Origin of the sequence: Kamptonema formosum PCC 6407 (genome assembly GCF_000332155.1) — a bacterium.
Classification (GTDB): Bacteria; Cyanobacteriota; Cyanobacteriia; order Cyanobacteriales; family Microcoleaceae; genus Kamptonema; species Kamptonema formosum.
The window spans coordinates 1044378-1070776 of sequence record NZ_KB235903.1; the positions used below are offsets into that span (position 1 = coordinate 1044378).

Here is a 26399-nt window from a genome sequence, read left to right on the forward strand (position 1 = left end):
ACCGAGTTTTTTTATGAGTAATCCTATCTATTCCGGCATCATTCTCAGCAACCGCTACCGCATTGTGCGCGAGTTGGGACACGGCGGCTTTGGACGCACCTATTTGTCTGAAGATACCTACAGATTTAATGAACTCTGCGTTTTAAAAGAATTTGCCCCCCAAGTGCAAGGTAGTTACGCTTTAGAAAAATCTCAGGAACTCTTCGAGCGGGAAGCAGGGGTTCTCTACAAGCTAGAACACCCTCAAATCCCGCGCTTCCGAGAGCTATTCCGGGTCACGCTCGATCGCCAGGGATACATATTTTTGGTGCAAGATTATGTGGAAGGGCAAAATTACCGCGTTCTCTTAAGCGATCGCCAGCTTCAGGGGTTGCGGTTTAGTGAGGTAGAATGCACGTCTTTGCTGCTCAAACTGTTACCAGTGCTCGATTATATTCACTCTCTAGGAGTGATTCACCGCGACATTTCTCCCGATAATCTGATCCTGCGGATTGCTGACGGTTTACCTGTCCTGATTGACTTTGGTGGCGTTAAGCAAGTGGCCGCAACGTTAGAGTCTCAATACGGCCAGCAACATGGTGCTGCGATCGCGGCCACGCGATTAGGTAAAGTCGGTTATGCTCCCGACGAACAGATGCAAATGGGAATTGTATTTCCTCACAGCGATTTATACGCACTGGCGGCGACGGTTTTGGTGTTGCTGACGGGTAAGGAACCGCAACAGCTCATAGATGGCTACACCCTTACCTGGAACTGGCGGCGGGAATGTTCGCTCTCGCCAACTTTGGGAGCAGTTTTGGATCGGATGCTAGCTCAGCGTCCAGGCGATCGCTACCAGAGAGCCGCAGACGTACTCCAAGCTCTCAGCGGAGGCTCCGTATCCCCTCCTCAACCTTATTTACCTGCGACTCAGCCGCCGCCAGAGCTCGCCGCGATCGCGCCACCAACTTCGCCGCCGTCTTCTTCCCCTGTTCCTCCAACTCCTCGCAAGTCCTCTCCCTTGCTAGCAGCAATGCTCGTATTGCTAGTGATGGCGGGAATGGGTGGAGTAGGTTGGTTTGCAGGTAACTACTGGTTAAAACACTCTACTCGTCCGCAGAAGATAGACCAAGAAGTGCGATCGGAACAGAACCGGCAAGATGCTTTGCGCGATCGCCTCGAAAAAATGACCGTAGACGGCAACTTTTTTGTCACCTTTGTAGATCAGATTTTCTATGCTCAATATCCCGAATTAGGCGGAAAACCATTGAGCAAAGACGCAGCCGATCTAGCTTGGCGCGAACGTTGGTATCAGATCGCTGATAACTTACTGAATAAATTGGAAAGCATCAGCGCAGAATCCCGCCAAAGATTGGGAAATTATGATATTTCCGATATCAACCGCTGGAAAGTTGAAGTTAATAAATTAAATTTAAGTAGCCGCGCTCTCTACGACCTCGCCGATGCTCAGTTCTTTTATTTGTTTCCAGAACAGCCACGCGATAGTAATTTAATCGATTTGCCTATTGGTCAGGTTTGGCAGGCAATTACTACAGATAAACTCAAAGCCTTGCAAGATGGAACTCAGCTAGAGGAAATTAAATTTGCCTCCAACTCTTCTAGTGAAAAAGTTAGTGATACCCTGCAACCTGGACAAGGAAAAGCCTACATTGCTCGATTTAAAAGAGGTCAAACTCTGCGGCTAAATCTGGAAGCTTCCCCTGAATCAACCCTGTTATCAATTTATACTCCTGGCAATCGGCAAAAATCACGAGCTTTATTAGAAGATTCTCAAGAAGTAAGTTTTTCCGAGCGGCTAGATGATTATGGTTACTATGAATTTGTAGTAGTTTCTCAGGCGCGTGAACCCATTTCTTATGAGTTAAATTTGGTTACAGAATAAGTATTTTAGGACTTACGGACTTTTCACGTAACCCCGCCCTCTGGGCGGTATATTATACCAAATCAGGTTAAATACCCCCTTTATTCTTTAGTCCGCGTAGGCGGACTTCGTTTGCTGACGGGGTGACAACCCCGTCAAAAGCCTTACCTATAGCGCTTTGAGACGTTTTGTGGTAAAAAAAAATGGGCGATCGTTCTCAACAACCCCCAGAATAATTAAATGCTTCCTTTATTTTACCAAAATTGCTTGTCAAGTCAACTCAAAAAAACTGAATACTTAACTCTTGCAATTGTTGTCTGCCTTTTACAAATACACAAACAGGTCAGTATTGAGAGACTAGCTACTGTTTGGTCATATCCTGTACTCTTTGAGAGTCGGAGGCGCAATCTTCAAAGATTTTTTAAGTTGCCAGTCTTGCGAATTGAAACCATCTGGTTTCCCTTGGTGAAATACATCTTGAACACGGCTTTTAAAAATCAGTCTGTGTTGATGCTAGCTATCGACCGCACTCAATGGCGACACAATAATTTATTTTTTATTAGTCTAATTTGGTCGCAAAGGGCTATTCCTTTATACTGGGAAATACTCCCCAAAAGAGGCAGTACGAATATTCAAGAACAACAAAATTTAATTACACCTGTTTTGGTCTTGCTACAAGATTATCAAATAATTATTCTAGGAGACAGAGAATTTGGTTCTGTCAAGCTGGCGCAATGGCTCTATGACGTAGGTGTCAAGTTTGTATTAAGAGTTAAACAAGAACGATACATACAATCTGAAAAAGAAGAATATCAACGTCTAAGCGAGTTAGGACTAATACCAGGGACAGGCTTTTATAGAAGCGGGGTTAAAGTTACTAAGCAAAAAGGTTTTGGCAAATTTGATGTGGCAGGTTATTGGAAAAGAAAATACAAAACTAACGGGGCTTCTGAAGGTTGGTTTCTGCTGACCAATGTAGGTAGTTTAAAATTGGCGATCGCGAGTTTTAAATGTCGGAGTGGAATAGAGGCTATGTTTAAAGACTGTAAGACAGGAGGCTATAATTTGGAAAATAGTCATGCCTGTTATGACCGCTTAAAGTCTTTAATTTTATTAATCGCGATCGCATACACTTGTGCAATTATTCAAGGTCATACAATCAAACAGATGGGGATTCAAAAATATGTGGGTCGGGTGCAGGAATTAGGGCGATCGATACGTCGTCATAGCAACTTTTGGATAGGTTTATATGGTGAATGTTGGGTGACAGGAAGTGAAGTTCGCCAAGATTTAGTAACTGAATTAATGAGGATTAGAAGTAATAAGCGACCATTTTTCAAGAAGGGGATAAGGGCTAGAACCTTGATTCTATCTACTCTTTGACGGGGTTGTCACCCCGTCAGCTTCGTTTGTGTAGTAGCGATTTCAATCGCCAAACGATCGAGGGGATATCAAACTCGGATTTAGTATTACTGTAAGCGAGAGCGGCATTACGGATATGTGTCCTAACAGTTAACTAATTACTTTCAGCTCTTATTGGCAATACAATACCAAACTCCACGCCCCAATCTGTCTCCGAAACTACCTCTATTTTACCACAATGCTTAGCAACAATTTGATAAGCGATCGCCAAACCTAAACCCGTACCTTTACCTGGTGGCTTAGTCGTAAAAAACGGGTCAAACAATTTAGTTTTAATTTCCGCAGGAATCCCAGGGCCATTATTCCAAATTCCCACCCGAATCAGATCGCGCTCTATAATTTCCGTTTTAATAATAATAGTAGGTGAGAAGTTAGAACTAACTGGCAATAAGCCTGTTTCATCTGTTTTTTCCTGCACCTTACTTGCAACTTCTTCTAGCACATCAATTGCATTAGTGAGGATATTAATAAACACCTGATTCAGTTGCGCCGGATAGCAATCAATTTCCGGTAAATCCCCATAGTTATTAATCACTTCAATTTTTGAATTTAGCCGATAATTGAGAATTAACAGCGTACTATCAATCCCTTCGTGAATATTAACTCGTTTCATTTCCGCTTCGTCAAGGCGAGAGAAATTTCGCAAAGATACAACTATCTGCCGAATACGCTCAGCACCATTCTGCATAGAACCTAATACTTTCGGCAAATCAATCAGCAAAAATTCAAGGTCTATCGCTTCAATTTTGTCTTGAATAGTTACAGTAGGTTTGGGATAATCTTTCTCATATAGTACCACTAATTCCATCAAGTCTTTAACGTAGCGATTGGTGTAGTTAAGATTGCCATAGATGAAATTCACGGGGTTATTAATTTCGTGGGCGACTCCGGCTACCATACTCCCTAAAGATGACATCTTCTCAGTCTGAATTAGTTGCGATTGAGTTTCTGTCAATTCTTTGATCTGGTTCGCTATTCTTTCAATAAGTTGATTGAGAGAACTTGCCAATAAACCAACTTCATCTTCAGTCAGAATCGGCGCGCGTAAGTTATAATTAGATTGCTCGGATGCACGTTGCGCTACTTGAGTCACCCATTTGATAGGAAGAGCAATTGCACGGCTAGTATAATATGCCAAAATTGCAGCGAAAGCAGCAGAAAGAATCATACTCGCAACTGTAATTTGAATCCGCAGCGACTCAGCTTGATTAAAGGTGACTTTAGCTTGCGCCTCTTGGCTTTTAGCTTTAGCAATAACTTGAGTTAGTTCTTGATAGAGTTGTTCAAATCTAATAGAGCCTACGCCATTTATAGAAATACGGAGTCGTTCCTGAGTTAGCTCTACTTCTGCGGGCGACATTTGCTGCGAATTGATTGTATCCAAGAGAGAATTTACTAGCTCGACATAAGATGCTAAAGTTATTTCGTAACTTTTCAATAAAGCTTCAATTTCGACAGCATCTCGGCCGTGATTTCTAATCTCGCTCTGGACTAAAGCTTTCAACTCAGACAGCAGGTTTTTACCCCTGAACACACTTTCAGAAAAATTCTTGGTTTCCGATTCAACCCAAACTGCATTGTCCAACATAGATACTAACCTTTCCGAATGCGATCGCGCTATTAGCACTTCATTTTGCAGTTCGCTCAGGAGAGTTTGTTGCTGGTGGGTACGCTCTAGTTTTTCCTTCGCCTGTCGCTGGTAATAATCTCCGAGCGCAAGTCCTGCTCCGGTTCCGAGTACAGCAATTCCGATTGATACCGCATAACCATAGCCAATTTTTTGGTTTATGCTCAAACTACTGAGGAATTGTGGGATTCTTTTTAAGAAATACACTGAGTAATGCCTCTTAATTGATATCTGTGGCTGTTTGGATGCTGAATTGGTTTCTACCTTCTCAGTTGGGTAAGGCTTTTGAAGCTGCATAAGCAGAGATTAACTCCATTAAAATAGTTGCATTCCACAGATAGTAGCCACAGGGTGATAATGACTTCTTCTGTTAATCGGCTACTTTAAATATTGTGCTCCGATCAAATGCAGAGGCGGCTCTATCTTAAGTAAAATATTTTGGCTCTCTCTGGGTGCAGACCTTTACATCATTTATTTATTTTTTATTAAGAATAATCATTGGACAATAGTTTATAATGTAATATAACTCATTTTTTAAGTACCATGCCTTCTGGGAAGCGATGCCCCACCAACGATCGCAACGGTCAAGGCAGCCAGGGCATTATTAATTGCTGAAACCCTTGCTTTTATTGCCTTTTACCTTCAGCATAGCTGCCCTGGGACGGAGGACTTCTGCTATATCGATCCTTACAGCCACAATTGCCCCAGATAGCGAATATTTATTTATTAAATAATTTTAAAATTTGTGAAAATTTTTCATAAAGGAGAGGGCGATCGCAAATTTTCCGCTGAGAGCCTTGCCAGAAGCAACAAGCTTAAATAATAATAAGAATATGTCAACCAGGTGAATTTACAGGTCAACAAAAGTCTATGCTGAAATTCGTCATTGTCGGTCTACTGGCTTTGGAGTTAATATTATTGGCTGCCTTTGCACTACCTTCAGCCAATGCGACTGTCAGTAACCCAGAAATTTATACTTGGAACTTTGCCTATGTAGGCAGCAACCAACTTGTATGCAAGAAGGTTGCCATGCTTCCCGAAAACCGAGAGCTTCCCCCCTCATCCCCAATGCAAGCTGTAAATATCAAATCTAAAGTTGTAGACGACAGCTATTGTGCTAATATCGCTAAGCCTCTTCTACAAGGCAGTTAAGGGGATTATAGCTGTTTTCAGTGGGATGAGAAGAAGGTAATTGCTAATCACTAATTACTAAATTAAGAGCAGTACTTTCCCCACTGAAAACCACCACATTACCGCCCCATTAAAGTATTATCGGCTTAAAAAATCAGTGAAATCAGGAAAATCAGTTCAATCTGCGTTCAAGATTTCATCCTGATTTCATTTCTGTATGAAAAACTGTGTAGTGAGTAATAGACTCGCCTTATAAAAAATTAGCCAAACCGTTCGCTCTAACTGGCGATCGCTCAACACAGAAATCCTTATGCAGAATTCCTCCCCTCACCTTCCCCTCATCCCCCACTACTCAAGAGCATCTTTAATGATGCGATCTTCCCATAATTACCATCCGCAAGCACTATTCCGCTCATGTGCATGGGTAATTCTAAGCCTGGGTTTATTAACATTTCCTGCCACAGTTTTAGCTCACGCCGGACATGGAAATGAATTTCATCAAAGTGGAAGCGACGCTACGCAAGCACCTGCTTCAATTTCAGTCGATACCGAAACCTCCAAACGATTAGGAATAAAAGTAGAACCAGTCAAAGCTCAGCGATTAGCTACTGGCATTAAAACTACAGGTCAAATTGAAACTTTACCAAATCAAAAAGTCAAAGTACAAGCACCTGTAGATGGAACATTAGTAGAGCTATTAGTTAAACCGGGCGACCGAGTATCTAAAGGTCAAATTCTCGCCATTTTATCCAGTTCAGAATTAGCACAATTGCGCGTTGAATCGCTTTCAAAACGCGCAGAAGCAGAAGCAGATTTACAGCAGGCGAAAGCTGACTTAAAACTAGCCAAAGAAAACTACACTCGCCAAATAGAAATAGCCTCAGCCGAAATCGCCGAAGTAAAAATTCAATTAACCGCTGCTCAAAAACAATATAGCCAAGATCGAGAGTTAGTAGAAGCGCGATCTGTAGTTAAAGTTGCTACAGAAAATTATCAGCGCCAAATTGAGATTGCCAAGGCTGAAATAATACGAGCCGAAACAGAACTGGCAGTTGCTCGAGAACAGTACGATCGCGATCTAGAATTGGTAAATTCAGGAGCGATCGCGCGACGGCAAATGCTTGAATCGCGAGCTCGCCGAGCAGAAGCTCAAGCTGCTGTTGCTAAGGCAAAAAGTCGGCCAGAAGTCATCCAAGCCGAAAGCCAAATTAAACAAGCCGAAGTAGACCTTCCCCTGCGAGAATTGCGACAATCGCAAGGCAAAGTAGCTGAACTTAAAGCACAACTTATTAAAGTTCTTAGTCGCCGGGAAGTTTTAGAAGCTGAGAATCAACTCAAACGCGCTGAATCTGCTGTAGAAATTGCTCAATCGCGGATTCAACTCAGTAATTCCGCTTATGAAGCACGACTCTACCAGTTAGGAACTCTTGCTAACGATCGAGGACTGGTTACAGTAATCGCTCCGATTGACGGCATTGTTTCAGACCGAGAAATCACTCTCGGAGAATCCGTGAAAGCTGCGGAAAAGCCATTAATGATTCTATTAAATAATAGCGCTGTTTTTGCCACAGCCAACATTTATGAAAAAGATTTAGATCTAGTTAAAGAGGGTCAAGAAGTAAGGGTGAAAGTTGCCAGTTTACCGAACCGCACTTTCATCGGAAAAATTGCAATAATTGGGTCAGCAGTACAAGAAGAAACGCGCGCGGTATCAGTACAAGCGGAATTGAATAACGCTGACGGCGTTTTGAAGCCGGGGCTATTTGCTGAATTAGAGATATTAACTGACCAGACAGCAACAAATATTTTGGCGATTCCCAGCAGTGCTGTAGTTGATATTAATGGTAGAAAGAGCGTTTATATTCAAAATGGTGATGTCTTTCAAGCTATTGAAGTCAAACTCGGTCAAATTTCTGGTGATTTGGTTGAAGTTAAGAGCGGTTTATTCGAGGGAGATTTAGTAGTAACGCAGCGGGCTCCTCAACTTTACGCTCAATCTTTACGCGGTGGTAATAAACCTTTAGAATCTGAAGAAAAAAAGGAATTAACTCCCAAGGTGACAGGAGCAAATTTTAATCCTTTTCCGGTGCCTTTATGGTTAGTGGGAGCAGTAGGCGGAACAATATTATCTACTCTAGCTTTCTCAGTTGGGGTTGTAGCTGGTCGGCGGAAGAGCGATCGTAAAGTGGCGGGGAATAATTCAGAATACGATTGGTAATGGCTAAAAACTTCGCTCCTCAGTCAAGTTTTTAGATAATTTGCTCCTTAAGATAAAAGAATAATTACCACTATTTCAACTCATGCTAAATTCAATCCTCAAATGGTCGATAGCTCAACGTTGGCTAGTTGTAATCGGTGCAATTATAGTCACTTTTTTGGGCAGCTATAATTTAACTAGAATGCCCCTTGATGTTTTTCCTAATTTTGCCCCGCCTCAAGTAGAAATTCAAACAGAAGCCCCTGGACTGGCCCCTGAAGAAGTCGAGTCTTTAATTACTTTACCAATTGAGAGTGCAGTTAATGGAACTCCGGGGGTAGAAACTGTGCGATCCTCTTCGGCGGTAGGTATTTCAGTTGTAAGAGTAATTTTTAAAGCTGATACAGATATTTATCAAGCGAGACAATTAGTTGCTGAGCGTTTACAGCAAACTCGAGCGAAGTTACCTCAAGGTGTTGAAGAACCACAAATTTCTCCTGTATCTTCTCCGATTGGCACAATTTTAATGTATGCCTTCACCATAAAAGCAGAAGAAAATGAGCCAAAGACTAATTTAATGGAAGTGCGAAGGTTAGTCGATCGAGATGTTACCAATCGCTTACTTGCTGTGCAGGGAATATCACAAGTGATTGCCTATGGAGGTGATGTCAGAGAGTATCAAGTTTTGGTCGATCCCGTCAAGCTAACTGCATTTAATATCTCTTTAGAAGAGGTAACAAAAGTGGCACAACAATCAAATACTAATGCGTCTGGGGGATTTTTAATTACACCTGACAGAGAAGAAATTATTCGTGGCGTAGGTCGGATTGAAACGATTGAAGAATTAGCCGAATCAGTGGTAACAGCTAGAAAGGGAAAACCCATAAAATTAGGTGATGTGGCAGAGGTAAAACTGGGAGCAGCAATAGCTAGAGGTGATGCTAGTGTCAATGGTGAAAGGGGAGTAATTTTACTTGTAAACAAGCAGCCTCAAATTGATACTCCCACTGTCACCAGAGCAGTTGAAAAAGCAATGGAGGAAGTCCAAGCCGGATTACCCAAGGATGTGAAAGTACAAGTAACTTTTCGCCAAGAAAGTTTCATTGATTCTGCTCTTGAAAATGTACGAGACTCACTCCGAGATGGCATCATCATTGTTTCAGTAATCATGCTGATGTTTTTGATGAATTGGCGCACAACTGTAATCACTCTCAGTGCAATTCCCCTGTCCATTTTGATAGGAATGTTAATTTTATCATGGTTTGGAGAAGGCATAAATACTATGACTCTGGGCGGATTAGCAGTAGCCATTGGTTCAGTGGTGGATGACTCAATTGTGGATATGGAAAACTGCTATCGGGGATTGCAAAAAAATCAACTAGAGGGCAAGCCTAAAGACGATTTTGAGATTGTTTACAGCACTTCAGTAGAGGTTCGCACAAGTGTAATTTTTTCTACGGTAATCATTGTTATTGTATTTGCGCCGATTTTCTCTTTAACAGGAGTAGAAGGACGAATCTTTACCCCAATGGGAGTGGCTTATTTAGTTTCTATTATGGCCTCTACTTTTGTTGCAATGACTCTTTCCCCTGCTCTTTGCGCTATCTTATTAGCAAATCGTCAATTGCCATCGGATGATACTTGGGTTTCGGCATTAAGCCAACGGCTTTATCGTCCTGCTTTGAATATCGCAATTAATAGTCCTAAATTAATCTTATTGCCAGCCATCGCTGCTTTTATTGCTTCATTAATTGTACTTCCCTCACTAGGAAGAGTATTTTTACCAGAATTTCAAGAGCGATCTTTAGTTAATACAATATTACTTTATCCTGGGAGTTCCCTAGCCGCTACTAACGACATGGGGCTGGCGATGCAGACTGCTCTTAAAGACGATCCTCGATTTACAGCAGTACAATTGCGATCGGGACGTGCGCCTGGTGATGCTGATGCTGGAGGGGTAAATTTAGGACATTTAGATGTAGAACTTAGCGATCGGGGAATTAAGAACCGCGAAGAGAGTATTGCCAAAATCCGAGAGGAATTTAATAAGTTACCGGGTGTTGCTACTAGCGTAGGAGGCTTTATTTCCCATCGTATGGATGAAGTACTTTCAGGAGTGAGAAGTGCTATTGCCGTGAAAGTTTTTGGGCCTGATTTGACAGAATTAAGAGCTATTGGGAAGGAAGTAGAAACAGCTATGAGTCAGGTCAAAGGTATTGTTGATTTACAGTTAGAACAACAAATTCCCATTCGTCAGTTACAGATTAAATTTGATCGAGCTTCGGCTGCACGTTACGGGCTTACTATTGGCAGTCTTACAGAAACTATAGAAACTGCCCTGAATGGGAAAGTAGTATCTCAGGTTCTTAAAGAACAGCAGTTATTTGATCTATTGGTGTGGTTGAAACCAGAAAGTCGTAGTAATTTCGATACTATTAGTAACTTATTAGTTGATACTCCTTCTGGACAGAAGATCCCACTAGCGCAGGTCGCAAAAATTGAATATGGTACTGGCCCTAATACTATCAATCGCGAAAATGTTTCCCGTTTATTGGTTGTGGCTGCAAATGTATCAGGACGAGATTTACGCTCAGTTGTTAATGAAATCAAAATAAAAGTACAAGAGCAAGTAATATTACCTTCAGGTTATTTTATTCAGTATGGTGGACAATTTGAATCTGAAGAACGCGCTACCCAAAACTTGCTCATATTTGGTAGTTTAGGAACAGTAATTATTGCAGTGCTGATGTATTTTGCCGTTAATTCTTTGGGGGGCGCGATTATGATTATGATCAACTTACCTCTAGCATTAGTAGGAGGGATTTTCTCTATTGCGATCGGTGGTGGTATCATTTCTGTAGCTTCACTTGTGGGTTTTATCACCTTATTTGGAGTCGCGGTTCGTAATGGTTTGCTTTTGGTTGATAATTTTAATCAAAAAGTAAGCAAGGGAATGCCTTTCAAGCAAGTCATTAAAGAAGGCGCAATGGAAAGATTAGTGGCGATTTTGATGACAGCTTTTACCTCGGCTCTCGGTATGGTTCCCCTCGTAATTGGTACAGGAGCAGGCAAAGAGATTTTGCAACCTCTGGCAGTTGTGGTGTTGGGTGGTTTGTTTACTTCCACAGCCTTAACTTTACTGGTGCTGCCAGCTTTGTATTCCCTATTTGGGAAATTTTTGCTAACCAAAAAGACTCTATCAATTAGGGAAATTACACACTATAGTTAGTAACTTTGCCGACAGGTACTGTTACAATAGGAACACATTAGCTTCCGTCATCATCTAAAAAGGAGTAAAACAAATGAAATCATGTAAATCAGGTTTAATTATTCTTGCCAGTGTCGGATTAGTTTTGTTAGGAGCTTGCAATAAAGGCGAGCAAGCAAGCGATCAAAATAGCAGCCCAGCACCCTCTCCTGTTGCCTCTCCATCTGCATCTCCAGCTCCCAGTGCTGCCCCTGCGGCTACTGTTAAAACCGATCACCCTAAAGAATCTAAAGGGGGTCAAGTTGTCGAATCTGGAGCTTACCACTTAGAGTTTCTAACTGAGAAAGAAGATACAGGAACTCAGTTAGAGCTTTATGTACAAAAAGGCGACAATCACCAACCAGTCCCTAACGCAAAAGTGATAGCTCAAGTCCAATTACCGAACGGAAAACAGCAAACCTTAGCCTTAAAGTATGATGCTGACGATAAATATTATACTGTTTTATTTCCCATCAAAGAAGCAGGACAGTATCCAGTAAAAGTAACTGCGGATATTAACGGAGAAAAAGTTAACGGTCGTTTTAACTTCGATCAATAGTCAGCTTATTTCCAAGATAGACGCTCTAGATTATTGGTGTCTATCTTGAAAATTTCATCTAGATTTCATTGGGGAATGCAACATTAAGTTAAGTGGCTGACATGATGTGTTAGTGTTATGATGAAATGAATGGGTCGCGATGTGTGAGAAAAACGATGATACAGTCAGTTATTTTAGAAAAATTAGAAGAACTCCCTATCCTATTAAGTGATTTAAGATAAAACAGGTTTTCCTCTACCAACTTAGCGGGCTTTAAACAAAAACTAAAATCACTAATTAATTCTATGAGAGTCCTTCTAGTTGAAGATGAGCCAGATTTAGGAAAAGCGATCAAACGCACCTTAAATCAGGAAAAATATATCGTTGACTGGGCACAAAATGGTAATGAAGCTTGGGAATATCTAGAAAGTCAGTGGACGCAATACACCCTCGCTATTTTCGACTGGCTGCTACCTGGATTATCAGGATTAGAATTGTGCCAACGGCTGCGTGCTAAAAATAATCATTTGCCTGTCTTAATGTTAACAGCTAGAGACCGGATGGAAGATAAAGTTGCTGGCTTAGATGCAGGAGCAGATGACTATTTAGTAAAGCCTTTTGGCATGGCAGAACTCTTAGCAAGATTGCGGGCATTGCAACGACGATCTCCTCAATTACAACCCGAACAACTGACAGTTGTAAACCTGACTCTTGACTACGGAACTAGAACTGTTTATCATTTCAATCTGAAAGGAGAAAAGCAGATAATTTCATTAACTAATAAGGAATTTCAACTACTAGAATATTTGATGAGACATCCCAATCAAATTGTTACTAGCGATCGGATTAGAAATCAGATATGGGAGGCAGATGCAGACGCATTTAGCAATGTAGTAGCAGCTCAAATGCGTTTGCTGCGACGCAAACTAGAATCAGTTGGTTGTGCGGCAAATCTAATCGGAACCGTACACGGTGTAGGATACCGCCTGAATCTAGGGCTATGAATCAAAATAAACTATTTAATCAGACTCGGTGGCGATTAGCTCTCTCAATTGCTGGAGTTATGGGCTTGATTTTGAGCTTGTTAGGATTTGGTGTTTATAAAGCAATTGCCCATGCTCATTGGGTAGCTTTAGACCGCGAACTAGAATCGGTAGCGGGGACGCTACACGACAGCCTAGAACTAAAATTGAAACAACCTGGACGCTTAGAGTCGATTGTATCTGAACTTTTACCTAATCTTCGCCTAATTGGGGTTAATAGTATTCACAAGGAGAGTGTATCTAACCGCCACATTTTAAGTGCGATTCATCAAGGTTATTATTATATACGTTTATTTGATACTTCCGGTAATTTAATTGCGATTGCAGGGACGGATTTCGACCAATTACCCCAAACATTTAACTCTCAAACTTGGCAAACTATAACTGATAGTAAAGGCAACATCTATCATCAAATTTCAGTATCACTGCATACTCAAAACCAGCAAGATTGGGGATATTTTCAAGTAGGAAGGAGCCTTCAAGACTTCAACGATTATCTCAGTACAGTTAAATGGGTTCTACAATTAGGGTTGCCCACAGCCTTAATTTTGGTCGGAGTTGCTAGTTGGTGGTTAGCCGGATTAGCAATGAAACCTATTTACCAATCCTACCAACAAATTCAACAGTTTACAGCCGATGCTGCCCACGAATTGAGAACGCCTTTAGCGGCTACTTTAGCTACAGTAGAATCCGCACTTTTGTTGCCTAACTTAGATGAAAAAGAGGCGCGAGAGATGTTGCGAACAGTAGAGCGTCAAAACCAGCGATTGACTCAGTTAGTTGTTGATTTATTGTTGCTAGCTCGTATGGACAGACAATCTGTATCAGTGCGCCACCAGTTATGTTGTATTAACGATCTTGTTAGCGACTTAGTAGACGAATTAGCCGTGTTAGCAATTGCTGCTAAAGTAATACTAACATCGGAAGTTAGAGTGCATCAGCCGTTGAATGTTGTAGGTGATTCTGACCAACTTTATCGTTTAGTTTCTAATTTAATTATTAATGCTATTCAATATACGCCGCCGAAGGGCAAAGTAACTGTTATTGTAGAGAAAAGTGACCATTTAGTTATAATTCATGTTCAAGATACAGGTATTGGGATTCCAGTAGCCGATCGCAAGCGAATTTTTGACCGTTTCTATCGAGTCAATATTTCGCGCGATCGCGACACTGGCGGATCGGGATTGGGGTTAGCGATCGCGCAAGCCATAGCCTTAGCACATCGCGGTAGTCTAAGCGTGGAGAGTCAATTGGGTACAGGTAGCACTTTCACCCTGCGATTACCCTTACGAGTTGGACATAATTAAACGTAGGGTGGGCGATCGCCGACAACGATCTTCTGCTATAATTTACAGGCTTGTTGCGGCGATCGCCCACCTTACAATTAGCAATTAGCAATTAGCTATTAGCTATTAGCTATTAGCAATTAGCTATTAGCTATTAGCCATTACCAATTACCCTGTTTTCATACAACTAAAAACCCCTATATTCAGGTATCGCCCTAACCTCCATCTACCAATATCTAACTCATCACTGATTCGGCAACTCATTAACGCAATATACAAGTTCAGTCAACACGCAGGGAAAAGAACCAAACCTCGTATCGCGCAAATTTGTACTCTTTAAATCAGTATTCTCACGCAAAGAAAGATCTATATTTGTACCGCTCAATTGTCCTTGAGGAAGCCTTGCTTGTGACAAATCTGCATCTTTCAAATTTGTATCTCGCAGATCGGTATAAGTCAAGTCAGCCCCACTTAGATTAGCCCTTTCCAAATTCACTCTAAACAGAAACGATCTTCTCAAATCCGTATTTGATAAATTAGCGCCATTAAGATGAGATTCTCCCAAATTTGCTGTATAGAGTTTAGCATTTTGGAGATTAGCTCTCATTAAATTTGCTTTTCCCAAAAAAGCGTAGGATAAATCAGCTCCCCGCAAGTCAGCACTCCACAAGTTAGCCCTAGATAAATCTGCATTAAATAGGTTACTATTTGATAAGTTAGCATTCGTCAAGTTAGCGCCCATTAACTTAGCTTCATACAAGTTTGCGCCGCTTAAATCTGCTCCTTCCAAATCAGCTTCAAATAGGTTAGCCTTAAACAAGTTAGCATTTCTCAAGTCGCAGCCATAACAGCTCCTAGTTTCCAGCAATTGCCTAACGTGCTGTGGATTCTCCGCCTTGACAGCACTTGCTATAGAAAGTGGTGCAAAAATCCCTGCCATCGCCAATGCTGTAAGTTTCATAAGCGCCATAACCTCTATTAGACTACCAAATCTCACTCAAGTCTAACACAAATCCCGGCAATATCGGCTCACCGCTAACCGTCGCCGGATTATCTAAACATTCCTCTGGAACTTCTGGACGGTAAATATGAACTTTTCGCGGTTTTCTATCAATCAACAGACCCAGTTTTACGCCTTCCTGAATATACTCCTGCATCTTTTCCTTAAGCAATTTCAAACTATCGCTAGGCGACCTTAATTCTATCACAAAATCAGGACAAATCGGGGCAAATTTCTCTTTTTCTTCAGGCGATAAAGAGTTCCATCTTTCTAACTTAATCCAAGAAACATCAGGTGACAGTGTTTGTCCAGAAGAAAACGTAAACCCCGTACTAGAATCAAACGCGATCCCAGTCTTATCTTTCTTTGCCCACACCCACAACTGACCAAATATGTCGCCATTGCGGTTTCCTGTTTCTGAACCAGTCGGTGACATAATAATAACTTCTCCTGTTTTAGTCCTTTCAATGCGTAAATCCCGATTAATTTGACAGAAGTCAAAAAACTGGTCATCAGTCATCTGAAAAGTTGAAGGCATTTTCAACACTAAACTCGATAAAGTCATAGTTTTTTTCCTCCAAATAGTAGGGCGGACAAAGCCCGCCCCAACTCCAAATTAAGCTTCGTCTAAAGCTGCAATTCCGGGCAATTCCTTACCTTCTAACAACTCCAAACTTGCACCGCCACCAGTTGAAATGTGGCTCATTTCTGCGCCTAAATCCAACATTTCCACAGCCGCAACCGAGTCGCCGCCGCCGATAATAGTGCTAGTACCAGTCTTAGTCAAACCAGCAAGAGTTCGCGCGATCCCTTCCGTTCCCGCAGCAAATTTCTCCATCTCAAACACGCCCATTGGCCCATTCCAGATTACCGTCTTGCAATCCGCCAAAGCATCTTGGAAAGTCTTAACTGAATCAGGCCCAATATCTAAACCCATCCAACCATCAGGGATCGCCTCGACGCTGACAATTTGAGTGTTAGCATCAGCCGCAAACTTATCAGCAACTACGACATCCGTAGGTAACAGAAAAGTAACGCCGCGCTCCTTTGCCTTGGCTTCCAAAGACTTCGCCAATTCTAGCTTGTCATCTTCTACCAAAGACTTACCAACATTCAAACCACGAGCCTTATAAAAAGTGAAAACCATGCCGCCGCCTAAGATCAATTTGTCACATTTTTCTAGCAGCTTTTCAATCACGCCAATCTTACTCGAAACCTTAGAACCGCCGATAATAGCAGCCAAAGGACGTTGAGGATTTTCGATCGCGCCTTGCAGGTATTCCAACTCTTTCTCAATCAACTTCCCGGCCACCGAAGGACTGAGATATTTCGTCACTCCCTCCGTAGAAGCATGAGCCCGGTGAGCCGTGCCAAAAGCATCATTCACGTACAAATCCGCAACTGAAGCTAAATTTTTCGCAAATTCCGGGTCATTCGCCTCTTCTTCTGGGTAGAAGCGGACATTTTCTAGCAAAATTACATCGCCATCTTGCATCGCTGCCACAACCCCAGCGACTTCCTCACCGATGCAGTCGCTAGGCTTTTTAACCTCTTTTCCCAGCAATTCCGAGAGACGCGCCGCCACAGGTGTCAAACGTAGCTTATCACTCACGCCCTTGGGACGACCGAAGTGGCTACAGAGGATCACCTTAGCGCCTTTAGAAGTTAAATCCTCAATCGTGGGCAGAGCAGCCCGGATACGAGTATCATCTGTGATGTTGCCGTTGTCGAGCGGCACATTAAAGTCAGCCCGCACGAGTACCCGTTTGCCGGATAAATCTGATGCCGATAAATTTGCTAGAGTCTTTTTTGTCACAGGATCACCCTCCTTTAAGTGTGTTTTTGTCTAATTTCCTTTGAATTTAGGCCGGCGCGGGTCACTCGCACGCTTGGCCTCCGACGCGAGAAATCGCGTCTAGTCAAAAAACAGGCGGATGGAGCAAGCTCCACTGACTGGTTCACCGTAAACATTTTATCGAAGTCCGCGTCTTGGAGATGCGATCATGTTTAAGACTGTTTTATTTCCTGTCGATCAAAGCCGAGAAGCCCGCGAAGCTGCTGAAATGGTTATTCAAATCGTGAAGAACTACAGCTCTCGCTTGATTATCCTGTCGGTGCTGGAAGCGCCCGCACCGGAGGGCGATTCTCCAGTCCATGAGAAGATGACTTCTGCTGATGCAGTGGCCAAACTGCTCAAGAGCGCCCAATCTATGTTTGCACAGCAGGGGATCGAAGCCGAAACTATCGAGCGCGAAGGCAAACCTGCTTTCACGATCTGTGATGTGGCGGATGAGGTTGGGGCGGATTTAATTGTGATGGGCTGTCGGGGAGTTGGTTTAACTGAAGAGGGAGCAGGGGATAGCGTCACCAATCGAGTGATTAATCTCTCTCCCTGTCCGATTTTGATTGTTCCCTAGCATTGTTAACGGTTAACGGTTAACAGTTAACCGTTAACTGTTAACTGTTAATTGCCTGGAGATATACATTTCGCTGTCATTGTGAGGGTCGCCAAGCAATATCAAGGCTTGGCGATCGCTTCGCGCTCCTGTCGATCGCGTCAATTTCGTAGTAGTGGCCAAGGCGCGCTCTCTTGTCAGATTTAGCGGGTCTAGCCACTACTATCGCAGTCGCCCAGGCGACACCAGATACGATGCCTGCGGCTGGCTACGCCTACGATTGCTTCCACCCGCTTATTCTATTCCCTTCTTCCCTTCTTCCCTAGCCCCTAGTCCCTAGCCCCTAGTCCCTAACTACACAAGCCAACTAACAACTAACAATTTTTTATGAAAATTCAATGGTATCCGGGTCACATTGCTAAGGCTGAACGAAAACTGAAAGAACAGCTCAAGCGTGTGGATGTGGTGCTCGAAGTCCGAGATGCCCGAATTCCGTTGGCGACTCATCATCCTCAAGTGCCGATGTGGGTAGGCGAGAAGGCGCGAGTTTTGGTAATTAACCGCATGGATATGATTTCGCCGCGAGTGCGAAAAGTTTGGGAAGAGTGGTTTGAGGCCCAGGGTGAGGTTCCTTATTTTACTAATGCTCAGCATGGCCAGAGTGTCGAGGCGGTGGCGATCGCGGCGCGGGATGCTGGGGTAAAGTTGAATCAACGGCGGCGCGATCGCGGGATGCTTCCTCGTCCAGTTCGTGCTGTGGCGATTGGCTTTCCCAATGTGGGCAAATCGGCTTTAATTAATCGATTATTAGGGCGGCGGGTGGTCGATAGTGCCAGAAGAGCAGGGGTGACGCGAAGTCTTCAGTGGATTCGCATTTCTGAGGAAATTGAACTACTAGACGCTCCAGGGGTAATTCCGACTAGAATTGAGAATCAAGAGGACGCTGAGAAATTAGCTATTTGTGAAGATATTGGCGAGGCTGCTTATGACAATCAGGGTATAGCGGCAGCGATGGTGGATCTATTAACATATCTTGAGACTACCAGTGATGGTTTGATCTCCGCATCTGGTTTAAAGTCTCGCTATGAATTAGACGCAACATCTATTAATGGTGAAAGCTATTTGCATGAGGTAGCAAAACTGCGTTATCAAGGAGATGTGGAGCGTACAGCGCGAAAAATGTTAAATGATTTTAGGACTGGTTTGTTAGGCCAACTTGCTCTGGAATTGCCCCCAAATTGAAGTGAATATAAACATGATAAGATGATCCAAGAAAGGAATTAGATCGCCTGCTTTTTAGGAGTTGTATTTGACGTTTAATTATCTCCTCCTACTTAGTGCTGCTAATGCACCGCCAATATCTTCCTGTTGAAGCCCTATATGCAATGGTTTTAAATTAAGCAAAGTTAAGCATACAAGAGTGAAATGACATCTAGATGCTTGCCTTGATAGAATTGTAAAATCTGTTTATTTTAACGCAATTGTACTCTGAATAACATAGATTTATAAATTACCTTTTTAGCATTTGAGACCTACAATTAACACTAAGCAGCGGAATTTGATATTATGGATGACCTCAAATTAAAACTGCAAATAGATGGGCTAATAGAAAAAACAGTAGCAGTAAACCGCGATGATTATATTGTTGGTCGCTTACCAGAATGCGATTTACAAGTACCTTTTGCCGATATTTCTCGCCGCCATACCCGTTTCTACAAAACAGCTTCCGGGGAATGGTTAGTAGAAGATATGGGTAGCAAAAATGGTACTCGCTTAAATGATGTCCAGATTACCTATCCTCAAAAACTAAATCAGGGTGACAATGTAAATTTAGGACATAATATTAGTATAATTATTGTTTTAGACAGCCGCCCCCAACCACAGCCTCCAGAAATAGGAAGTCTGGGGGAAGGAATGACGATTCTAGTTAAGGCTAAAGAACTGCAAGAACAGTGGATAGAACCGGATACAAAAATTGAAAATATCAGTAATTATCGACAAGCTATTGACAGACTCAAATATTTGGTAGATATTGCCAAGTTTCTGAATAGTGCTGAATCTATAGAAGCAATTTTTTCCCAGGTACAGGAAGTTGTATTCCGTGACAATAAAAATATTGAACGATTGGCACTATTAATTGATGTTACTGGTACGGGCAAATTGGAAGTAGTTAATGCTGCGGCTAAAACACTTGCTGAACAGGAAGAGATGCCTACTGATGGTAGTTGGATCAGTCGTACAATTTGTCAAAAAGTATTTGCAGAACAAGTTGCTATTAAAACGGCTGATGCTCAAATGGACGAACGGTTTGAAGAAGAAATGAGTATTATTGTCAAAGGAATTCGCAGCGCGATCGCAGTACCTTTATGGAACGAACATAAAGTTTTTGGCGTACTTTATGGACACGCTCAATTGTCTTCAGAGGAGTGGCAAAGAGGAGGTGATGAAGACCTGAGCTTTTTTTCGGCTTTAGGCAATTTGGTCGCTTCTAGCGTGCAGCGATGGCTGTTAGCACAGAAACTTAGAAGTGAAGAGACAATGCGGCAAAGATTAGAGCGATATCATTCTCCAGCAGTGGTACAACAGTTAATAGCAGCTTCGGCACTTATAGACGATCGTTTACCACCAGTAGAGCGCGAAATTAGCATTTTATTTGCTGATATTGTTGGCTTTACTGCTATGTCTGAACGCTTAAGTCCAGCAGAAGTTGCAAAATTACTCAATAATTTTTTCGAGGAAATGCTGCGGGAAGTTTTTGCTGCTGGCGGAACGTTGGATAAATTCATTGGAGATTGTATTATGGCATTTTTTGGCGCTCCTGAACCTCAGTCAGATCATGCTGAGCGTGCTGTAGAAGCTGCGGTAGGAATGTTAGAGCGGTTAGATGAACTTAATGCCAGCGGTACTTTAGGAGAACCTCTGCAACTGCGTATTTCTATTAATAGCGGTAAGGCTGTTGTTGGCGATGTGGGTAGTCTCAAAAGGGTGGATTATACGGTTTTGGGTTCGACGATTAATCTCGCCTCTCGCATGGAAAAAGTTTGTCCTCCTGGGGAATGTGTGGTGAGTGAGAATACTTATGCTATGTTGCGATCGCGCGAAGGTTTTGAATCGATCGGAGACTTTCGTTTTAAAGGTATTGACAGGCCAGTAGTAGTATACCAAACTAAGAGGCATGATGCCTCTTAAGAGTCTGCTTTTTTCAGCTAAAATCTGGACTGATCTTTGTTATTTACTTTCCCATTTGATGAGAGTTTATCACCCAAATCTGGGTTAGTCATACCCTTTATTAGTAATTCTGCCGTCATTGCGAGCGGAGCGAAGCAATCGCCTAGTCTCTGCGATTGCTTCGCTCCGCTCGCAATGACAATAAAGGGGTGAAAAACCCGGATTTGGTAAGTAAATCCACCTAATTAAACATAAGATCGGGATGGCTAAAAAGCTTACGGTATAAACATTCTTCATTCTTCATTCTTCATTCTTCCTTCTTCCTTCTACTTATAACCCCGGCATCTGAGCGATAAAAATACCCTCCACAGCGCCGCATTACGTTAGAAATGCGTAAATCCTGAGAGTATAGTTGCGTCCACCCTACGGGATAATTTCATTGCTAGAGCTTTTACTTTTTCTACTAGGGTTAGGTGTTAACTCTGGCGGCGAAACTTGAACAGAACCCCATTCTTTCAAAAAGATATTTAGGAGAGCTTCTTGCTGTGCGCGAAATTCCTCAACATTTTCCCCTCCATTCATCATCACAAACCAAACAGTTCCTTGTTTTTTAGTTGGTAGTGCTCCTCCTAAAGCGCTAACATAATCGAGAGTTCCAGATTTGACAACAGCTAATGGCGGAATCTTGCGCTCATTTAAGATTCCCGGATCTTTTCCAACTACTGTTAAAACATCTGCAATTGTCATATTGTAAGGTTGCAAATAGCGCTCAAGTGCTAAAAACATTGCACAGGCGGCGCGAGGAGAAATCCGATTTTCTTCACTTAAGCCAGAACCATTAACGAGTTGAATTTCTGCGGGGGGAACTCCTGCGATTTCTGCGGCTTTTTGGGCTACTACTTTTGCTCCGCCGACAGTATCAGCTAACATATCAGCCATCAAATTATTGCTGTATTGATTCATTTTCTTTACGAGTTCGGCTAAAGGTAAAGAATAATGGCGAACTAGAGGCTGAATATTGGTAGGAGTTGTGGGTAAAACTTGTACTGAACCGTCAATTATTATCTGTGGTTTAGGAGTTCCTACTGGCAAAGTTTGATATTGGCTTTCAGCTTCTGAAGACCAAATTTGGCTATTTAACCCCTCTTTAAGCAGAGAGCCGGCTTTTTGGGGGTCAAGTTCAAAGTTCATGTAAAATTTACCGATAATTATCAAATTGCCAGTTATTCGCTTAATACCTTTTTGATTTAAGGTGTTACCGAGGGCAATTGCTTCTTCCCAGATAAATAACGGATCTTCGTCTCCCTGAATTACTAAATCGCCTTTTAATATCCCTTTTTCAATGGGGCCGGTTGCATTGATTACAGTGACAAATTGACGATCTGGGCCAAAAGTTTGCAAGGCTGCTAGAGTTGTTGCTACTTTGGTAATTGAAGCTGCTGGTAGAGGGATTGTGCCTTGATGATTTGCTAAAAGAGTGTTTTTAGATTGTATCCACACCCCTTGTTTTTCTTTAGAAACTCCTTTAGCAGCTAGTTTTTTGATGTATTGCTGAATGATAGAATTAGCTGCTGTATCTGGATTAGCTGGAGATAAAATTGATAATTTATCTTCTTTCTTGACTGAGGCAGGAGTGGCATCAGACTGAGGAGATGGAGATGGAATTTTAGGTGCTTCATTAGCAGTACATCCAGCAATAATTACTAGAACTATTCCCGATATTGCCGCAGTCAAGTGTCTGATTTTTAGCATTACTTTAATTTAGCTCAACTTGATCCCAATCGGGACTTACGCCAAACTATATTATAATGTAATCGTGTTTATTAACGCAAGAAGTGTAAAAATTACGGGTAACTTTGAAGTAAAGACTGTTACGGGCAATGCCACTCTACGTTTAATTATTTTATTCTACTTATGAACTATTGGCTGATGAAATCGGAACCCAATGTTTACAGTATCACAGATTTGAAACGGGATCTTACTTCTCTATGGGACGGTGTTCGCAACTATCAAGCTCGCAATTATTTACGGCAAATGAACCAGGGAGACTTAGTATTTTTCTACCATTCTAATAGTAATCCGCCGGGAATTGTCGGTTTAATGCGTGTAATTGAAACCGGGATATCCGATCCTACTCAATTTGACCATCAAAGTGAATATTACGATCCTAAGTCAACTTTAAATGCTCCTCGATGGCAGACAGTTAGTGTGGAATTTGTTGAGGAATTCGCTAAATTAATATCGCTCGATCTGCTTAAACAAGAGTTTACTAACGATCGGCTTTTATTGGTTCAAAAGGGGAATCGGTTATCAGTAATGCCCATAGCTGAGGATGTAGCTAAGAAGATATTGGCGATGAAATAATATTAGCACTATGATAAAAATACTAGCACTATGCTTAAGAGGGTCTAAGCGGAATCATAACTTTAAATTCTGCGCCTTCTCCCGGTGTGGAAATACATTCTAAAGTTCCACCGTGCCGCTCTGTGATAATCTGATAACTAATTGATAGACCCATCCCTGTACCTTTACCAACAGCTTTGGTGGTAAAAAATGGGTCAAAAAGTCGCTCTAGCACGCTTTTTTGTATTCCTGGCCCATTATCAATAATCCTAATTTCTACATAGTTAGCATTCGATACTTGAGTGTAAATGCTAATACTGCTCGGCATTTGCTTCATTTCATTTATAGACCTTTGTGCATCTCTTTCATCTAGGGCATCCAAGGCATTGCTCAGAATATTCATAAACACTTGATTTAGCTGTCCGGCACTACACTCAACTAAAGGCAATTTGCCATATTCTTTGATAATATTAATCGCAGGTCGGTCGCTTTTTGCCTTAATTCGATGTTGCAAAATCATCAGCGTACTGTCGATACCTTCATGAATGTTTACTTCCTTCATTTCGGCTTCGTCCATACGTGAAAAGGTGCGTAGAGAGGTGACAATTTGTTGGATTCGCTCAGATCCTACTTTCATGGAAGAGAGAATTTTTGGTAAATCTTCTAATAAAAATTCAATATCACTCGCTTCAATTTCCTCTTGGATTTCCCTAACTGGCTCTGGATAGTGTGTTTGGTAAAGTTGTAGCAGTTTAAGTAGATTTTGAGTATAGTCATTGGCGTAGGTAAGATTGCCATAGATAAAGTTAACTGGGTTATTAATTTCATGGGCAACTCCAGCAACTAGCTGACCTAAACTAGACATTTTTTCACTCTGAATCAGTTGAGATTGAGTGCGTTGTAGCTGTCGCAAGGCTAGCTCTAAATCGAGGGCTTGCTGTCTTAATTGGGATTCTGAATGCCGCAGAGTTTCTTCTACAAGTTTGCGATCGCGAATGTCACGGGCAATACCCATAAAACTAATAATATTACCCTTAGCATCTTTAACAGGCGAAATATTACAGGTAATCCAATGCCAACTACCGTCTTTATGTTGGGTTCGCAACTCAAGTCCAGCCTGCTTCTCGCCAGTTTCAATAATACAGTTAAGAACTGCTGTAACGGCTGGCAAATCTTGAGGGTAAATCAAGGGTACAAAAGACTTTCCTAAGAGTTCTGATATCTCATAGCCGATGAGATCGGATATCTTGGGCGAAAGATATGTGAATATTGAATCTATTGAATGTTCGTAAATCAAATCATTGGCATTTTCTACTAATCTACGGAATTTAGCTTCACTTTCAGCAAGGGCGGCTTCTGCTAGTTTACGTAAGCTAATATCGCTAGCGATACCTGTTGCACCTAATATATTTCCTGCCTCGCCACGTAGCGCGATCGCATTAAATATGAGATTGATAAGTCGGCCATCTTTAGCAATTTGAATACTCTCATACTGAAGGAGTGCTTCTCCACCTAAAACACAAGTAAAAGCTTCAAAATCTTTCTGAATTTGTTGGGGTGGGATAAAGTCAGTAAACTGCCTACCGATCATTTCTTCCGGCTCATAGCCGTAAATTTTTTTAACTGCTGGGTTAACAAAAGTATAGCGTCCTTCCAGATCTACAGACCAGATCATATCTTGAGATGTATTGACTAAGCTGCGATATTTGCTCTCACTTTCTTGGAGAGCAATTTCTGCGGCTTTACTGTTAGTAATATTAGTGGCAGTAACTACTAACTGGTGAATTTGTAAATTGCGATCGCGCAATGGAGTCACATTTAGCAGCCACCAAGTTTCGTCACTATTGATATAAAATCGCTCCTCAAAAGAAATAGTTTTTCTATATCTAATAGCTTCTGCAAAATGCTGGCAGTAGAGTGTTGCCATATCAAGGGAAAGTGCCTCTGATATGGTTTTTCCTAGTAGGAATTCTATCGGTAATCTGGTGATTCTTTCCATTGCGGGATTGAAGCGAACGTAGCGAAAATCCGCCCCACCATCCAACACATCTAAGACAAAAATACCGTAATCTACGCCATCCCAAATTCCCTGTAAAAATTGCGCTTGTTGCTGAAGTTGTTGCTCTACTTGTTTGCGTAAGCGCAGCTCGTCGTAGACATCACTAATTTCTGTAGAAACCCCCACCATTCCAATTACTTCGCCAGTGGCGTTGCGAACCGGAGATAGTTGACTTTCGTATACTGCATCGGCTAATTCAGTAATCACACCCTTGACTTTTTCCCCGGCTAGAGCGCGATTTATGCTATCAATAGTATCTGGTATATCTGGGTAAAGTTCGCTAACAAATTGACCCACGACTTCGCCTGGTTGCAATCCTATAGCTTCCAATCCTTTACCTTCAGAAAAGGTGAAGCGACCTTGAGTATCGATCGCAAATAAAATCAAGGGTGCAGATGATAGTAAAGTTAGCAGTCGAGATTCACTTTGCTCTAATGCGGCTGTGCGTTTTTCTATTTCTGCTTCTAGTTCTTCGTTAACTTGCCGCAAGGCTATTTCTCTTTGCTTACGAACTGTGATGTCTTGACCGAAACCAGTTGTGCCAATGATTTTACCTTCGCTATAAATCGGAGTTTTTATTGTTTCGACCCATAAATTATTTCCTAATGTATCGACAACTACTTCTTCAACTACTTTTTGTTGTCCTGAAACAATGACTTGAAAATCGTCTTCACGATATTTTGCCGCTAATTCTGCTGGCCAGAGCTCGAAGTCAGTTTTGCCTACTATATCTTCTGGAGTCCGACCGCAAGCTCTGGCAAAGGGTTCGTTAACTGCAATATATCTGCTTTCTGGGTCTTTGAGCCAAGCAATATGGGGTATATTGTTAAGCAGGGATTTAATCTGGCGTTCTTGTTTTTTTAGGTTTTCTTCTGCTAATTGCCGATCGAGTATTTCTTGTTGCAACTGAGTCACACTCTGTTGCAATCGATCTGTACGCTCCTCAACTGCCTTTTCTAATTCTGCATTTGATTGCCGTAAGGCTGACTCTGCCTTTTGGCTTGTTGCTAACTGTGTTTCTAACTCAGCGACGCGATCGCGTAGTATTGTCAATTGGTGCAGCAATTCAGCGGACATAAAC

Annotated in this window: 19 protein-coding genes; 12 read left to right on the forward strand and 7 right to left on the reverse strand. The window is 42.0% G+C overall.

Annotated features, from left to right (window positions below):
• Window positions 1-13 precede the first annotated feature (13 nt).
• Complete coding sequence (locus OSCIL6407_RS0109585) at window positions 14-1882, forward strand: serine/threonine-protein kinase (protein WP_007353776.1); 1869 nt, start codon at window positions 14-16, stop codon at window positions 1880-1882.
• A gap of 219 nt (window positions 1883-2101) precedes the next feature.
• A complete protein-coding gene (locus OSCIL6407_RS0109590; protein ID WP_019487159.1) occupies window positions 2102-3244 on the forward strand; it encodes an IS4 family transposase in 1143 nt (380 codons plus the stop codon).
• Window positions 3245-3377: 133 nt separating this feature from the next.
• Here the strand turns inward: OSCIL6407_RS0109590 and OSCIL6407_RS0109595 are convergent, their stop codons facing one another.
• On the reverse strand, window positions 3378-5078 hold the full coding sequence (locus OSCIL6407_RS0109595; protein WP_202951032.1) for a sensor histidine kinase: 1701 nt from the start codon (window positions 5076-5078) through the stop codon (window positions 3378-3380).
• Window positions 5079-5780: 702 nt separating this feature from the next.
• Between OSCIL6407_RS0109595 and OSCIL6407_RS0109600 the strand changes: the two genes are divergently transcribed.
• From OSCIL6407_RS0109600 to rppB, 6 genes are all read left to right on the forward strand, one after another.
• Window positions 5781-6062 carry a hypothetical protein gene (locus tag OSCIL6407_RS0109600; RefSeq protein WP_007352871.1) on the forward strand — a complete coding sequence of 94 codons (282 nt, stop codon included), beginning with the start codon at window positions 5781-5783 and terminating at the stop codon, window positions 6060-6062.
• Between the two features lie 289 nt (window positions 6063-6351).
• Complete coding sequence (locus tag OSCIL6407_RS0109605; protein ID WP_234708677.1) at window positions 6352-8259, forward strand: efflux RND transporter periplasmic adaptor subunit; 1908 nt, start codon at window positions 6352-6354, stop codon at window positions 8257-8259.
• A gap of 82 nt (window positions 8260-8341) precedes the next feature.
• Window positions 8342-11467, forward strand: coding sequence for a CusA/CzcA family heavy metal efflux RND transporter (locus OSCIL6407_RS0109610; protein WP_007352873.1), 3126 nt, complete (start codon window positions 8342-8344; stop codon window positions 11465-11467).
• A gap of 73 nt (window positions 11468-11540) precedes the next feature.
• Window positions 11541-12044, forward strand: coding sequence for a hypothetical protein (locus tag OSCIL6407_RS0109615; protein ID WP_007352874.1), 504 nt, complete (start codon window positions 11541-11543; stop codon window positions 12042-12044).
• A 284-nt stretch (window positions 12045-12328) separates the two neighbouring features.
• Window positions 12329-13027, forward strand: coding sequence for a two-component system response regulator RppA (rppA, locus tag OSCIL6407_RS0109620; protein ID WP_007352875.1), 699 nt, complete (start codon window positions 12329-12331; stop codon window positions 13025-13027).
• Window positions 13024-14373, forward strand: coding sequence for a two-component system sensor histidine kinase RppB (rppB, locus tag OSCIL6407_RS0109625; RefSeq protein ID WP_007352876.1), 1350 nt, complete (start codon window positions 13024-13026; stop codon window positions 14371-14373). Before rppA ends, rppB begins: the two co-directional genes overlap by 4 nt.
• Before the next feature lie 223 nt (window positions 14374-14596).
• On the opposite strand, the gene OSCIL6407_RS0109630 is transcribed toward rppB, so the two are convergent.
• The 3 genes from OSCIL6407_RS0109630 to OSCIL6407_RS0109640 are packed head-to-tail and all read right to left on the reverse strand — an operon-like array spanning window position 14597 to window position 17168.
• The gene (locus OSCIL6407_RS0109630) at window positions 14597-15313 is read right to left on the reverse strand and encodes a pentapeptide repeat-containing protein (RefSeq protein ID WP_007352877.1); all 717 of its coding nucleotides are present in this window, start codon (window positions 15311-15313) and stop codon (window positions 14597-14599) included.
• 22 nt (window positions 15314-15335) lie between these two features.
• Window positions 15336-15917 carry a Uma2 family endonuclease gene (locus OSCIL6407_RS0109635; RefSeq protein WP_007352878.1) on the reverse strand — a complete coding sequence of 194 codons (582 nt, stop codon included), beginning with the start codon at window positions 15915-15917 and terminating at the stop codon, window positions 15336-15338.
• Window positions 15918-15968: 51 nt separating this feature from the next.
• Window positions 15969-17168, reverse strand: a complete 1200-nt coding sequence (locus tag OSCIL6407_RS0109640; protein WP_007352879.1) for a phosphoglycerate kinase — start codon at window positions 17166-17168, stop codon at window positions 15969-15971.
• 187 nt (window positions 17169-17355) lie between these two features.
• On the opposite strand from OSCIL6407_RS0109640, the gene OSCIL6407_RS0109645 reads away from it, so the two are divergent.
• Window positions 17356-17769, forward strand: a complete 414-nt coding sequence (locus tag OSCIL6407_RS0109645) for a universal stress protein (RefSeq protein WP_007352880.1) — start codon at window positions 17356-17358, stop codon at window positions 17767-17769.
• 33 nt (window positions 17770-17802) lie between these two features.
• Here OSCIL6407_RS0109645 and OSCIL6407_RS37755 read toward each other — a convergent pair whose 3' ends face one another.
• Window positions 17803-17931: a hypothetical protein gene (locus OSCIL6407_RS37755; protein WP_267879538.1), complete on the reverse strand. Its 129-nt coding sequence runs from the start codon at window positions 17929-17931 to the stop codon at window positions 17803-17805.
• Window positions 17932-18135: 204 nt separating this feature from the next.
• Between OSCIL6407_RS37755 and ylqF the strand changes: the two genes are divergently transcribed.
• Entirely contained in the window at window positions 18136-18990 is an 855-nt protein-coding gene (gene ylqF, locus OSCIL6407_RS0109650) for a ribosome biogenesis GTPase YlqF (RefSeq protein ID WP_007352881.1), read from the forward strand.
• A 324-nt stretch (window positions 18991-19314) separates the two neighbouring features.
• The gene (locus OSCIL6407_RS0109655; protein WP_007352882.1) at window positions 19315-20937 is read left to right on the forward strand and encodes an adenylate/guanylate cyclase domain-containing protein; all 1623 of its coding nucleotides are present in this window, start codon (window positions 19315-19317) and stop codon (window positions 20935-20937) included.
• A gap of 402 nt (window positions 20938-21339) precedes the next feature.
• Here the strand turns inward: OSCIL6407_RS0109655 and OSCIL6407_RS0109660 are convergent, their stop codons facing one another.
• A complete protein-coding gene (locus OSCIL6407_RS0109660; protein WP_007352883.1) occupies window positions 21340-22668 on the reverse strand; it encodes a D-alanyl-D-alanine carboxypeptidase in 1329 nt (442 codons plus the stop codon).
• A 162-nt stretch (window positions 22669-22830) separates the two neighbouring features.
• Here OSCIL6407_RS0109660 and OSCIL6407_RS0109665 point away from each other — a divergent pair, with 162 nt between their 5' ends.
• The gene (locus tag OSCIL6407_RS0109665) at window positions 22831-23280 is read left to right on the forward strand and encodes an EVE domain-containing protein (RefSeq protein WP_007352884.1); all 450 of its coding nucleotides are present in this window, start codon (window positions 22831-22833) and stop codon (window positions 23278-23280) included.
• Between the two features lie 34 nt (window positions 23281-23314).
• Here OSCIL6407_RS0109665 and OSCIL6407_RS0109670 read toward each other — a convergent pair whose 3' ends face one another.
• Complete coding sequence (locus OSCIL6407_RS0109670) at window positions 23315-26395, reverse strand: PAS domain S-box protein (protein WP_007352885.1); 3081 nt, start codon at window positions 26393-26395, stop codon at window positions 23315-23317.
• Window positions 26396-26399: the final 4 nt, after the last annotated feature.

Bases quoted from the DNA above. Each gene is read 5' to 3' on its own strand.
- OSCIL6407_RS0109605 (WP_234708677.1), top strand. From the start codon at position 6,352: ATGCAGAATTCCTCCCCTCACCTTCCCCTCATCCCCCACTACTCAAGA.
- rppB (WP_007352876.1), top strand. From the start codon at position 13,024: ATGAATCAAAATAAACTATTTAATCAGACTCGGTGGCGATTAGCTCTC.
- OSCIL6407_RS0109590 (WP_019487159.1), top strand. From the start codon at position 2,102: ATGCTTCCTTTATTTTACCAAAATTGCTTGTCAAGTCAACTCAAAAAA.
- OSCIL6407_RS0109655 (WP_007352882.1), top strand. From the start codon at position 19,315: ATGGATGACCTCAAATTAAAACTGCAAATAGATGGGCTAATAGAAAAA.
- OSCIL6407_RS0109630 (WP_007352877.1), bottom strand. From the start codon at position 15,313: ATGAAACTTACAGCATTGGCGATGGCAGGGATTTTTGCACCACTTTCT.
- rppA (WP_007352875.1), top strand. From the start codon at position 12,329: ATGAGAGTCCTTCTAGTTGAAGATGAGCCAGATTTAGGAAAAGCGATC.
- ylqF (WP_007352881.1), top strand. From the start codon at position 18,136: ATGAAAATTCAATGGTATCCGGGTCACATTGCTAAGGCTGAACGAAAA.
- OSCIL6407_RS0109610 (WP_007352873.1), top strand. From the start codon at position 8,342: ATGCTAAATTCAATCCTCAAATGGTCGATAGCTCAACGTTGGCTAGTT.
- OSCIL6407_RS0109600 (WP_007352871.1), top strand. From the start codon at position 5,781: ATGCTGAAATTCGTCATTGTCGGTCTACTGGCTTTGGAGTTAATATTA.
- OSCIL6407_RS0109585 (WP_007353776.1), top strand. From the start codon at position 14: ATGAGTAATCCTATCTATTCCGGCATCATTCTCAGCAACCGCTACCGC.
- OSCIL6407_RS0109635 (WP_007352878.1), bottom strand. From the start codon at position 15,917: ATGACTTTATCGAGTTTAGTGTTGAAAATGCCTTCAACTTTTCAGATG.
- OSCIL6407_RS0109645 (WP_007352880.1), top strand. From the start codon at position 17,356: ATGTTTAAGACTGTTTTATTTCCTGTCGATCAAAGCCGAGAAGCCCGC.
- OSCIL6407_RS0109670 (WP_007352885.1), bottom strand. From the start codon at position 26,395: ATGTCCGCTGAATTGCTGCACCAATTGACAATACTACGCGATCGCGTC.
- OSCIL6407_RS0109660 (WP_007352883.1), bottom strand. From the start codon at position 22,668: ATGCTAAAAATCAGACACTTGACTGCGGCAATATCGGGAATAGTTCTA.
- OSCIL6407_RS0109615 (WP_007352874.1), top strand. From the start codon at position 11,541: ATGAAATCATGTAAATCAGGTTTAATTATTCTTGCCAGTGTCGGATTA.
- OSCIL6407_RS0109665 (WP_007352884.1), top strand. From the start codon at position 22,831: ATGAACTATTGGCTGATGAAATCGGAACCCAATGTTTACAGTATCACA.